Below are 11,788 nucleotides of genomic sequence, written 5' to 3'. Positions count from 1 at the left end.
AACTAAGACACGAGTCATTTGACTCGTGTTTTTTCGTGTTTTCTTTTATAATTCATAGTAATTTAAAAAATCTTTACTTAAAGAATCGTCCTTTTGATTAAAGACTGTGAAATGTGGCTAGGATAGTGAATAAGCAAAAGAGTTGCAAATTTTTTTAATACGTATATAATTAAAGTCAAAGATAGTCAAAGTCAATAAAGGTGGCGGATAAATGAGAAATATATCTGATATCATTGAGAAATATCTAAAGCAAGTTATTGACTTAAGTAATAATAATGTGATTGAAATCAAGAGGAATGAGATCGCGGATCGATTCGATTGTGTTCCGTCTCAAATCAACTATGTAATCAATACCCGTTTTACGTTAGAAAGAGGATTCGTAGTAGAAAGTAAACGAGGTGGAGGAGGTTACATTCGCATTATAAAAGTCAAACTGCATGACGATATAGACATTATTGATCAAATGCTTCATATGATTGATCATAGCGTTGCACAAGGAAATGCAGAAAGTATGGTTATACGTTTAATAGAAGAGGGCATCATAACAAATCGTGAAGCTAAACTTATGTTAAGTGTACTAGATCGTTCTGTATTATTAATGGATGTTCCTTCTCGAGATGAACTTAGGGCTCGAATATTATGCGCAATGTTAAGAACACTGAAATATAAATAAATATAACTTTTGTAAAAAATGATAACTAAGATAATGCAGTTTAATATTGTAGGGATTTTGAAGGGTAACATGTGCTTTTATTAAATGGATTAAGGCAAGAGAACAATCTAGTAATGTATGAAAAGTATCATGAGATAGATCGTTCCTGTTGTAAAGGTGGGGATAGCGATGACTTGTCAAAATTGTAATATAAGAACAGCAACTTTACATTATACAAAAGTAATCAACGAGAAAAAGGCGGAAGTTCATCTTTGTGAGCAGTGTGCAGAACAAAGTGGCTATACGTCTTTCTTTCAATCACAGCACTCTAATTTTTCATTCCATGAACTATTAGCTGGATTATTACATGGTGAATCAGCAATGTTTGAAGAAGGACAAAATACATTTTCGAATATAAATATACTAAGATGTCCAGATTGTAAGATGACATATGAACAATTTACAAAAGTGGGACGCTTTGGTTGTGCTTCTTGTTACGATACATTTAAAGAGCATTTAAAACCATTATTAAAACGTCTACACGGTGGACATACAGATCATTGTGGAAAAATTCCAGAGCGTATAGAAGGAAATATCCACTTAAAGAAAGAATTAGATGAACTAAAACTCACTCTGAAGCAATCTGTGCAAAAAGAAGAGTTTGAGAAAGCAGCTGAAATACGAGATGAAATTCGAGGTCTTGAAAATCGGCTTAGTGAGCATAGAGAGGGGGAATAGTTCTATGTCACTGGACAGAATTATGAACGAAGCAATTAGTCCGTGGATGAAGGGAGATGGCCCTGATTCTGATATTGTTTTAAGTAGTCGAATTCGTTTGGCTCGTAATTTAAAAAAATATCAATTCTCTACTATGCAAAACGAGAAAGAAGCTAAACAGATTCACGAATTATTTAAGAAGAAGTTTGTAAATAAACCGGTAGAACCTTTTGGGAAGTTTGAACTATTAAAAATGGATGAATTAAATCCTCTTCAAAGGAGGGTTTTAGTTGAGAAACATTTAATTAGTCCAAATCTTGCAGGAACAGAATACGGAGCATGTTTACTATCAGAAAGTGAACATATTAGTATCATGCTTAATGAAGAGGATCACGTTAGGATTCAGTGTTTATTTTCAGGGTTACAGTTATCAAAGGCGCTTCAGAGTGCCAATCAAATAGATAATTGGATCGAGGAAGAAGTTGAATACGCTTTTGATGAATCACTTGGATATATTACGAGTTGTCCTACTAACGTTGGTACAGGATTAAGGGCCTCTGTAATGATTCATTTACCGGGACTCGTTTTAACGAAAAGGATTAACCGTATTATACAAGTAATTCAAAAATTAGGGTTAGTAGTAAGAGGAATATACGGTGAAGGTAGCGAAGCGTTAGGTAATATATTTCAAGTGTCCAATCAAATGACACTAGGTAAAGCAGAAGAAGATATTATTGCAGATTTAAAGAGTGTCATTCAACAAATTATACAACAAGAAAAAATAGCTAGAGAATTAATCGTACAAAATTCGAGTGTTGAGCTTGAAGATAAAGTATATCGTTCTTACGGTATACTCTCTAATAGTCGTTTAATCCAATCTGCGGAAGCGGCTACTTGTTTATCCGATGTACGACTTGGTATTGACCTAGGATATATAAAAGGGATATCAAGAAATATTTTGACTGAGTTAATGGTCCTTACTCAGCCAGGCATTTTGCAGCAATATGCAGGAGGACCTTTAGGGCCAGAAGAAAGAGATTATCGAAGAGCAACCTTAATCCGTGAGCGATTACGTATTGAACAAAACTAAGCGCAAGTAGGAGGCGATTTCTATGATGTTTGGAAGATTTACAGAACGAGCACAGAAAGTATTAGCTTTATCTCAAGAGGAAGCAATTCGCATTGGGCATAATAATATTGGTACAGAACATATTTTACTTGGGCTTGTACGCGAAGGCGAAGGGATTGCAGCAAAAGCGTTAATTGCTCTTGGATTAAGTCCAGAGAAAGTTCAAAAAGAGGTAGAAGCATTAATTGGGCGTGGAACAGAAGCTTCACAAACAGTACATTACACACCTCGTGCTAAAAAGGTTATTGAGTTGTCTATGGATGAAGCGCGTAAGCTGGGCCATTCCTACGTGGGAACAGAACATGTTTTACTTGGTTTAATCCGTGAAGGTGAAGGGGTGGCGGCACGTGTTTTAAATAATTTAGGTGTAAGTCTAAACAAGGCAAGACAACAAGTACTGCAACTTCTTGGAAGTAACGAAGCTAGTTCAGGTCACCAAGGTGGTTCATCAACAAATGCAAATACACCGACGCTTGACAGTTTAGCACGTGATTTAACAGTTGTGGCACGTGAAAATCGTTTAGATCCTGTTATTGGACGTAGTAAAGAAATTCAACGCGTAATTGAAGTGTTAAGCCGTAGAACAAAAAACAATCCAGTATTAATTGGAGAACCTGGTGTAGGTAAGACAGCAATTGCAGAAGGATTAGCACAGCAAATTGTAAATAATGAAGTTCCTGAAACTTTAAGAGATAAGCGTGTTATGACATTAGATATGGGAACAGTTGTAGCTGGAACGAAATATCGTGGTGAATTTGAAGACCGTTTAAAGAAAGTGATGGATGAAATTCGTCAAGCGGGCAATATTATTCTATTTATTGATGAGCTTCATACATTAATTGGTGCAGGTGGAGCAGAAGGTGCAATTGATGCGTCAAATATTTTAAAACCATCTTTAGCTCGTGGTGAATTACAATGTATTGGGGCGACAACTTTAGATGAATATCGTAAATATATTGAAAAAGACGCAGCTTTAGAGAGACGTTTCCAGCCAATCCATGTTGATGAGCCGAGTTTAGAGGAATCAATTCAAATTTTGAAAGGTTTACGTGATCGTTACGAGGCGCATCACCGTGTATCTATTACAGATGATGCAATTGATGCGGCTGTAAAACTTTCAGATCGTTATATTACAGATCGTTTCTTACCTGATAAAGCAATTGATTTAATTGATGAGGCTGCATCAAAAGTACGTTTACGTTCTTACACAACACCACCGAACTTAAAAGAGCTCGAAGTGAAACTTGAGGAAATTAGAAAAGAAAAAGATGCAGCGGTACAAAGTCAAGAATTTGAAAAAGCTGCTTCCTTACGTGATATGGAACAACGTTTACGTGAAAAGTTAGAAGATACAAAACGCCAGTGGAAAGAGCAACAAGGAAAAGAAAATTCAGAAGTAACAGTAGAAGACATTGCAAACGTCGTTTCCACATGGACACGTATCCCAGTTTCTAAACTTGCACAAACAGAGACAGATAAATTATTAAACTTAGAATCAATTTTACATGATCGTTTAATTGGTCAAGATGAAGCAGTCGTAGCTGTGGCAAAAGCTGTTCGTCGTGCAAGAGCAGGATTAAAAGATCCGAAGCGCCCGATTGGTTCATTTATTTTCTTAGGACCAACAGGTGTAGGTAAAACGGAACTTGCAAGAGCGTTAGCAGAATCTATGTTCGGTGATGAGGATGCGATGATTCGTATCGATATGTCTGAGTACATGGAGAAGCATTCTACTTCTCGTTTAGTTGGATCTCCTCCAGGATATGTTGGATATGAAGAAGGTGGACAATTAACAGAGAAAGTTCGTCGTAAGCCATATTCGGTTGTCCTATTAGATGAGGTAGAGAAAGCTCATCCTGATGTGTTTAATATTTTACTACAAGTATTAGAAGATGGTCGTTTAACGGATTCTAAAGGGCGTACAGTTGATTTCCGTAATACAATTGTTATTATGACGTCTAACGTCGGTGCAGATGCGTTAAAACGTAATAAACATCTTGGCTTTAACGTACAAGATGAGAGCCGCGATTATTCAGATATGAAAGGTAAAGTAATGGATGAACTGAAAAAGGCATTCCGTCCAGAATTCTTAAACCGTATTGATGAAATTATCGTATTCCATATGCTTGAGAAAAAACATATTCAAGAGATTGTAACACTTATGGTTAATCAGTTAGTGAAACGCTTAAAAGAACAAGAGATTGAATTACACCTAACAGAAGGAGCGATTGCAGCGATTGCTGATAAAGGGTTTGATCGTGAATACGGTGCTCGTCCACTTCGTAGGGCAATTCAGAAGCACGTGGAAGATAGACTGTCAGAAGAACTGTTAAAAGGCGCTATTGAGAAAGGACAAAAAGTTATCTTTGATGTAGAAGGAGAATCATTTGTCATTCATAGTGCGGAAAAGGTAAAATAAGTATAGACAAACAAAGAGGGCTACGCGATAGCCCTCTTTCTTGTACGAGAAGGATAAACGTTTATAGATGAAAGTGAAGTGAAATATAAAAAGATATGGCTAAAAAGAAAACAAAGTTTACATGTCAAGAATGTGGTTATCAGTCACCAAAATATATGGGGAAATGTCCTGGATGTGGTCAATGGAATACGCTTGTTGAAGAGATGGAACCGGTTGTATCATCAAGACGCCTTAATTATGCCAATGCAATCCAATCAGAAGTAACAAAACCAAGACGCCTAACAGAAGTAGAAACAAAGTCAGAGGCGCGTATTGAAACGAAATTCCAAGAGTTTAACCGTGTACTTGGTGGTGGGATTGTAGATGGGTCCTTAGTACTTATTGGTGGAGACCCTGGGATTGGAAAATCAACATTGCTATTACAGATTTCATCGCAATTAGCAGATTCTTCATATGATGTACTATATATATCGGGTGAGGAGTCGGCAAAGCAGATTAAACTTCGTGCAGATCGTTTGCATGTAAAGGGTAGTAATCTATTTGTTGTAGCAGAGACTGATTTACAGCGAATTGCATCGCACATTGAAGAGATGAATCCAGCTTTTGTTGTTATTGACTCCATTCAAACGATACATTTACCTGAAGTGACGTCAGCACCAGGAAGTGTCGCGCAAGTACGTGAATGTACAGCGGAATTAATGAAACTTGCAAAGACGAAAGGGATTCCTATTTTTATAGTCGGACATGTGACAAAAGAAGGGGCAATTGCAGGACCACGTATGCTAGAACATATGGTTGATGCAGTTCTTTACTTTGAAGGAGATCGTCACCATACATATCGTATTTTGCGAGCTGTGAAAAACCGTTTTGGTTCCACAAATGAAATGGGTATCTTTGAAATGAAGGAGCTAGGTCTTGCAGAAGTATTAAACCCTTCTGAAATTTTCCTTGAAGAACGTCCAGTTGGAGTTGCAGGATCCACAGTGGTTGCTTCAATGGAAGGAACAAGACCGGTTTTAGTAGAAATACAAGCATTAATCTCTCCTACTAGTTTTGGAAATCCTCGAAGAATGGCGACGGGAATTGATCATAACCGCGTTTCACTTATTATGGCAGTGTTAGAAAAAAGAACCGGTTTATTGTTGCAAAATCAAGACGCGTATTTAAAAGTCGCGGGTGGTTTGAAATTAGATGAACCAGCAATCGATTTAGCCGTTGCATTAAGTATTGCTTCAAGTTTCAGAGATAAACCTACTGCACCAACCGATGCGGTAATAGGAGAAGTAGGCCTAACTGGAGAAATAAGAAGAGTATCAAGAATTGAACAACGTGTACAAGAAGCAGCGAAATTAGGATTTCAACGTGCTATTATTCCTAGAAAAAATTTGGGAGGATGGACAATTCCAGATGGAATTGAGGTAGTGGGTGTTTCTAATTTAGGAGAAGCGCTTCGTTTGACATTAGGAGGCTAGGCTATGGAGGAAAACAAGCAACGTGTCAAAAGTATGATTAACATTCTACAGCTCGTTGCCCCAGGAACACCACTACGCGAAGGGATAGATAACGTACTTCGTGCGCAAACTGGAGGGCTAATTGTTCTTGGGTATAATGAGCAGATTAAAAGTATTGTTGATGGAGGATTTCACATTAATTGTGCATTCTCACCGGCTAGTTTATATGAATTAGCAAAAATGGATGGGGCACTTATTTTAAATGAAACTGGGAGCAAAATTTTAATTGCAAATGCACAATTAGTTCCAGATCCATCCATTGATTCTATTGAAACAGGTATGCGTCATCGAACGGCAGAGCGTGTAGCAAAGCAGACGGCTAGCCTTGTTGTGGCTATTTCACAAAGACGTAACGTAATTACACTATATCAAGGGAACTTACGTTATACACTAAAAGATATAGGTGTAATTTTAACAAAGGCAAATCAAGCTATTCAAACGTTAGAAAAATATAAAGCTGTATGGAATGATGGGATTACGAATTTGGGCATTCTAGAATTTGAAGAGGTCGTTACAATGTCCGAGGTAGTTCATGTTTTACATAGTGTTGAAATGGTACTGCGTATTAAAAATGAAATATTGAGCTATATTCATGAGTTAGGAACAGAAGGAAGATTAATTCGTTTACAACTCACAGAATTACTAGCTGATTTAGAAGCAGAGGCAGCGCTATTGATTAAGGATTACTATCAAGAGAAAACGCAAGATCACCATCAAATTTTGAAGAAGTTACAAGATCTTGCAAATACACAACTTCTAGAGGATAGCGATTTAGTTAAGTTGCTTGGTTATCCAGGACAAATGAGCTTAGAGGAAAGTGTGACACCGAGAGGATACCGAATCGCAAGCAAAATTTCTCGCGTTCCACCACTTATCATTGAAAATTTAATTAATCGCTTTAAAACGTTGCAAGGTGTTTGTCGCGCAACTATTAATGAATTGGATGATGTGGAAGGAATTGGAGAAGTTAGAGCGAAGAAAATACGAGAAGGCCTAAAAAGAATTCAAGAGCATCTCTATATGAGTAGACACAATTAAGAATATTACATTGATTCCATAATATAACGACACTAGAACATTTTTGGTATATGATATGGTATATTGGTAAATAAAACTATTTACAAAAAAACACGTCCGCTTTTGCATTCGGCGTTTTGATTAGCAAAACAATGGTTAATAATGAGTAGGAGGTGGTTGGATGTTAAAACGGATCGTACAGCTCTTCTTTTTAGTGATCGGGGGAGCGTTAGGGATTTTCTTGATCCCAAAAGTTATTAATGTATTGGACATAGGTGCTGTTCCATGGCTTGAAGGATCGTATGTTCGGGCGGTTATTGGTGCAATTATTTTATTTTTAACAACATTTTGGCTTGTAGATTATATTGTTCAACTTATTAAGCATATCGAAGAGGCCCTTGTAAAGGCGCCTGTAGCAGATGTTTTATTTGGTACATTAGGGTTGATCTCTGGTCTTATTGTTGCATATTTAATTTTAATACCAATTCGTGAATTTACAATCCCAGTCATTAGTACAGTATTGCAAGTGTTCTTTACCCTTTTGCTTGGATATTTAGGGTTCCAAGTAGGGTTTAAAAAGAGAAATGAATTGCTAGGATTATTTACATTACCGCAACGTGGTGGTAAGAAAAAGAACAATAGTGAGACTGAAGAGGCCGAGGGAGAAGTAGAGAAGTCTACAGCTCACTGGAAGATTCTCGATACGAGTGTAATTATTGATGGACGTATTGCTGATATTTGCCAAACAAAGTTTTTAGAAGGAACAATTGTGATTCCACAATTCGTATTAGAAGAGCTTCAGCATATTGCCGATTCTTCCGATGCGTTAAAGCGTAATCGTGGTCGCAGAGGGTTAGACATTTTAAATCGTATTCAAAAAGAGATGCCAATTCCGGTAGAAATTTATGAAGGCGATTTCGAGGATATCCAAGAGGTGGATAGCAAGCTTGTAAAGTTAGCGAAAATCACCGGTGGAACTGTTGTAACAAATGATTTCAACTTAAATAAAGTTTCTGAATTACAAGGGGTAACAGTGTTAAACATTAACGATTTAGCAAATGCAATTAAACCAGTTGTACTCCCTGGCGAAGAACTAAGTGTTTATGTTGTGAAAGATGGTAAAGAACAAAATCAAGGTGTTGCATATTTAGATGATGGCACGATGATTGTAGTAGAAGACGGTAGAGAATATGTCGGTTCACAACTCAATGTACTTGTTACAAGTGTATTGCAAACATCGGCTGGTCGTATGATATTCGCGAAACGTAAATTATTAGAAAAAGCATTATAAGTAGAGGATTTTTAATATGTATACATTAATTATTCCAGCAGCGGGTCAAGGAAAACGGATGGGTGCTGGCAAAAATAAGCTGTTCTTACTTATAAATGAAGTGCCGATTATTGTGCATACATTACGTGCTTTTGAAAAAGATAGAGCATGCAAAAGTATTATTATGGCAATTAACGAAGAAGAACGCCCGTATTTTGAGGAGTTAATGCAGAAGTACCCAGTTGAAAAACAGGTGCAATTTATTCAAGGCGGGGCTGAAAGGCAAGATAGCGTATATAATGCACTTCAGCATGTGAGCGGAGTCGAGTATGTTCTCGTACACGATGGTGCGCGCCCGTTCGTAACGAATAAAATGATTCAGGATGTATTAACTGCAGCAGAAAAATATGGTGCTTCCATTTGTGCAGTGCCAGTGAAGGATACAGTTAAGAAAGTAGAACAGAGTGTTGTTGTTGAAACGGTAGAACGTTCTCAGCTTAAAGCAGTTCAAACACCGCAAGGGTTCTCTGTTCCTCTGTTATTAGAAGCTCATAGAAGTGCAAAGCAGAGTTGTTTCCTTGGTACAGATGATGCAAGTCTCGTAGAACGTATCGGGAAGCAAGTAGGTGTAGTGGAGGGGAGTTACTATAATATTAAGGTGACGACTCCGGAGGATTTGTTAATTGCTGAAAGTTTCCTTCATGTTCAGAAGAAATAGTAGTGATGGCATTATAGTAAAGAAAAGCTCGGCAACGGCCGGGCTTTTCTTTATAGGGATAGCAATATAATATAGAATCATAAAGCTCAGTAGTTTAGCTTGAGGAGGATGCAAAGAATGTTTCGAATTGGACAAGGTTTTGATGTACATGAATTTGCGGAAGGTAGACCATTAATTATCGGCGGAATTACAATTCCTCATGAGAAAGGATTAATCGGTCACTCGGATGCGGATGTATTGTTACATACGATTGCTGACGCGTGTTTAGGAGCAATTGCAGCAGGAGATATTGGAAAGCATTTTCCTGATACAGATCCTGCCTTTAAAGATGCAGATTCAGCTATATTGTTACAGAAAGTTTGGGAATTTGTGCGTGAACAAGGTTACGAGCTAGGGAATCTAGATTGTACAATTATTGCCCAAAAGCCAAAAATGGCACCGCATATTGAAAGCATGCGCAAACGTATTAGTGAACTATTAGAAACATCTGTTGATAATATTAATGTAAAGGCAACAACAACAGAAAAATTAGGATTTACAGGTAGAGAAGAAGGGATTGCTTCTCAAGCAGTCGTATTATTGCAGAAAAAATAATGGTTTTTAATTCGTAAGATGGATAATCACATTTTTTTGTTGTACAATTATAGAATGTGTAGACATTAAGAATGGAAGGTGTACCAATTATGGAAAAGCAAGTGAGAGTGCGCTATGCGCCAAGTCCAACAGGACACTTACATATCGGAAATGCGCGTACGGCATTATTTAATTATTTATTTGCTCGTCATCAAGATGGTAAGTTTATTATTCGTATTGAAGATACTGATGTAAAACGTAATGTTGCTGGTGGAGAAGAAAGCCAATTAAAATACTTGAAATGGCTCGGTATGGATTGGGATGAAGGTGTTGATGTTGGTGGTGAATTTGGACCATATCGTCAAACAGAGCGTTTAGATATTTATAAAAAATTATATGTAGATTTATTAGAGCGTGGTTTAGCTTACAAATGTTATATGACAGAAGAAGAGCTAGAAGCAGAGCGTGAAGGTCAAATCGCTCGTGGTGAAACACCGCGTTATGCTGGAAATCACCGTGATTTAACTGAGGAACAAATGAAAGGGTTTGAGGCTGAAGGCCGCATTCCAAGTATTCGTTTCCGTGTACCTGCTGATCGCGACTACACGTTTAAAGATATCGTAAAAGACGAAGTGGCATTCCATTCAAATGATTTTGGTGATTTCGTTATCGTGAAAAAAGATGGTATTCCAACTTATAACTTTGCGGTAGCAGTAGATGATCACTTAATGGAAATTACACACGTACTTCGTGGTGATGATCATATTTCAAACACGCCAAAACAAATGATGATTTACGAAGCTTTCGGTTGGGATATCCCGAGGTTCGGTCATATGACTTTAATTGTAAATGAAAGCCGTAAAAAATTAAGTAAGCGTGATGAATCTATTATTCAATTTATTGAGCAATATAAAGAGCTTGGATATCTTCCAGAAGCAATCTTTAACTTTATTGCACTACTAGGTTGGTCGCCGGTAGGAGAAGATGAAATCTTCTCTCAAGATGAGTTTATCAAAATGTTTGATGCAGCTCGTTTATCGAAATCACCTGCATTGTTTGATTCTCAAAAACTAAAATGGATGAACAACCAATATATGAAAAAGCAAGAATTAGATACGGTTGTTGAACTAAGCTTACCGCATTTAGTGAAGGCTGGTCGTGTAGGTGAAAACTTAAGCGAACAAGAACAAGCTTGGGTTCGTGATGTAATTGCTTTATATCATGACCAAATGAGCTTTGGAGCTGAAATTGTAGAGCTTTCTGAAATGTTCTTTAAAGATCATGTTGATCATGAAGAAGAAGGACAAGAAGTATTGAAAGGTGAACAAGTACCTGAAGTGCTTCGTGCATTTGCTAGTCAATTAGAAGCTCTAGAAGCGCTGGAGCCAGCAGCAGTTAAAGCTTCTATTAAAGCAGTTCAAAAGGAAACAGGACATAAAGGTAAAAACTTATTTATGCCAATCCGTGTTGCTACTACTGGACAAACGCATGGCCCAGAACTTCCTAATGCGATTGCTCTTCTTGGAAAAGAAAAAGTTTTAAATCGTATTCAAAAAGTAATTGGTTAACATTTTCTAGATTTAGAAATATAATAAGTATACTTAAAACCTAATAAGGAAAAGCGACGAGAAGGAGAAGTAGAAAATCAGGCTTTTTACAGAGAGAACCACCTTTAGGCTGGAAGTGGTTTATAAGCGGATTTTTGAAATGCCCCTTCGAGTCTTCTGTTGAACAGCGAATTATTTCGTAGAACGTCTTAGGGCGGAAAGTAAACAGAAGCGG

Annotated in this window: 10 protein-coding genes and 1 other annotated feature (1 of these 11 only partly in view); all 10 genes read left to right on the top strand. The window is 37.3% G+C overall.

All coding sequences use genetic code 11. The features are described from left to right. Positions 1-211 precede the first annotated feature (211 nt). The 10 genes from ctsR to gltX all read left to right on the top strand — a co-directional run bounded on the left by ctsR (position 212) and on the right by gltX (position 11,574). Positions 212-673 (top strand): transcriptional regulator CtsR, encoded by a 462-nt coding sequence (ctsR, locus tag CDB3_RS01710; RefSeq protein WP_001244553.1) that lies wholly within the window; start codon positions 212-214, stop codon positions 671-673. A 168-nt stretch (positions 674-841) separates the two neighbouring features. After that, positions 842-1,390: a protein-arginine kinase activator protein McsA gene (gene mcsA / locus CDB3_RS01705; RefSeq protein WP_097833019.1), complete on the top strand. Its 549-nt coding sequence runs from the start codon at positions 842-844 to the stop codon at positions 1,388-1,390. A 4-nt stretch (positions 1,391-1,394) separates the two neighbouring features. Continuing rightward, the gene (gene mcsB / locus CDB3_RS01700; protein WP_128853298.1) at positions 1,395-2,459 is read left to right on the top strand and encodes a protein-arginine kinase McsB; all 1,065 of its coding nucleotides are present in this window, start codon (positions 1,395-1,397) and stop codon (positions 2,457-2,459) included. 22 nt (positions 2,460-2,481) lie between these two features. Further along, positions 2,482-4,917, top strand: a complete 2,436-nt coding sequence (clpC, locus tag CDB3_RS01695; protein WP_000971190.1) for an ATP-dependent protease ATP-binding subunit ClpC — start codon at positions 2,482-2,484, stop codon at positions 4,915-4,917. 95 nt (positions 4,918-5,012) lie between these two features. Then, complete coding sequence (gene radA, locus CDB3_RS01690) at positions 5,013-6,389, top strand: DNA repair protein RadA (RefSeq protein ID WP_001085206.1); 1,377 nt, start codon at positions 5,013-5,015, stop codon at positions 6,387-6,389. A 3-nt stretch (positions 6,390-6,392) separates the two neighbouring features. Next, entirely contained in the window at positions 6,393-7,466 is a 1,074-nt protein-coding gene (disA, locus tag CDB3_RS01685; protein ID WP_000392161.1) for a DNA integrity scanning diadenylate cyclase DisA, read from the top strand. A 160-nt stretch (positions 7,467-7,626) separates the two neighbouring features. After that, a complete protein-coding gene (locus CDB3_RS01680) occupies positions 7,627-8,736 on the top strand; it encodes a PIN/TRAM domain-containing protein (protein WP_000919675.1) in 1,110 nt (369 codons plus the stop codon). Positions 8,737-8,752: 16 nt separating this feature from the next. Beyond that, a complete protein-coding gene (gene ispD, locus CDB3_RS01675) occupies positions 8,753-9,433 on the top strand; it encodes a 2-C-methyl-D-erythritol 4-phosphate cytidylyltransferase (protein ID WP_128853297.1) in 681 nt (226 codons plus the stop codon). A gap of 117 nt (positions 9,434-9,550) precedes the next feature. Further along, positions 9,551-10,027: a 2-C-methyl-D-erythritol 2,4-cyclodiphosphate synthase gene (gene ispF / locus CDB3_RS01670; protein WP_000488381.1), complete on the top strand. Its 477-nt coding sequence runs from the start codon at positions 9,551-9,553 to the stop codon at positions 10,025-10,027. An 89-nt stretch (positions 10,028-10,116) separates the two neighbouring features. After that, the gene (gene gltX, locus CDB3_RS01665) at positions 10,117-11,574 is read left to right on the top strand and encodes a glutamate--tRNA ligase (protein WP_128853296.1); all 1,458 of its coding nucleotides are present in this window, start codon (positions 10,117-10,119) and stop codon (positions 11,572-11,574) included. A gap of 47 nt (positions 11,575-11,621) precedes the next feature. Continuing rightward, positions 11,622-11,788 (top strand) — a binding site (T-box leader) (it continues 80 nt past the right edge of the window).

This window comes from Bacillus sp. CDB3 (assembly GCF_002081505.1).
Classification (GTDB): Bacteria; Bacillota; Bacilli; order Bacillales; family Bacillaceae_G; genus Bacillus_A; species Bacillus_A cereus_AT.
This window is presented reverse-complemented; position numbering and strand designations above follow the sequence as displayed.

Excerpts from the sequence above, each read along its gene's own strand:
- ctsR (WP_001244553.1), top strand. The coding sequence starts at position 212 with ATGAGAAATATATCTGATATCATTGAGAAATATCTAAAGCAAGTTATT.
- disA (WP_000392161.1), top strand. The coding sequence starts at position 6,393 with ATGGAGGAAAACAAGCAACGTGTCAAAAGTATGATTAACATTCTACAG.
- ispD (WP_128853297.1), top strand. The coding sequence starts at position 8,753 with ATGTATACATTAATTATTCCAGCAGCGGGTCAAGGAAAACGGATGGGT.
- mcsA (WP_097833019.1), top strand. The coding sequence starts at position 842 with ATGACTTGTCAAAATTGTAATATAAGAACAGCAACTTTACATTATACA.
- CDB3_RS01680 (WP_000919675.1), top strand. The coding sequence starts at position 7,627 with ATGTTAAAACGGATCGTACAGCTCTTCTTTTTAGTGATCGGGGGAGCG.
- clpC (WP_000971190.1), top strand. The coding sequence starts at position 2,482 with ATGATGTTTGGAAGATTTACAGAACGAGCACAGAAAGTATTAGCTTTA.
- ispF (WP_000488381.1), top strand. The coding sequence starts at position 9,551 with ATGTTTCGAATTGGACAAGGTTTTGATGTACATGAATTTGCGGAAGGT.
- mcsB (WP_128853298.1), top strand. The coding sequence starts at position 1,395 with ATGTCACTGGACAGAATTATGAACGAAGCAATTAGTCCGTGGATGAAG.
- gltX (WP_128853296.1), top strand. The coding sequence starts at position 10,117 with ATGGAAAAGCAAGTGAGAGTGCGCTATGCGCCAAGTCCAACAGGACAC.
- radA (WP_001085206.1), top strand. The coding sequence starts at position 5,013 with ATGGCTAAAAAGAAAACAAAGTTTACATGTCAAGAATGTGGTTATCAG.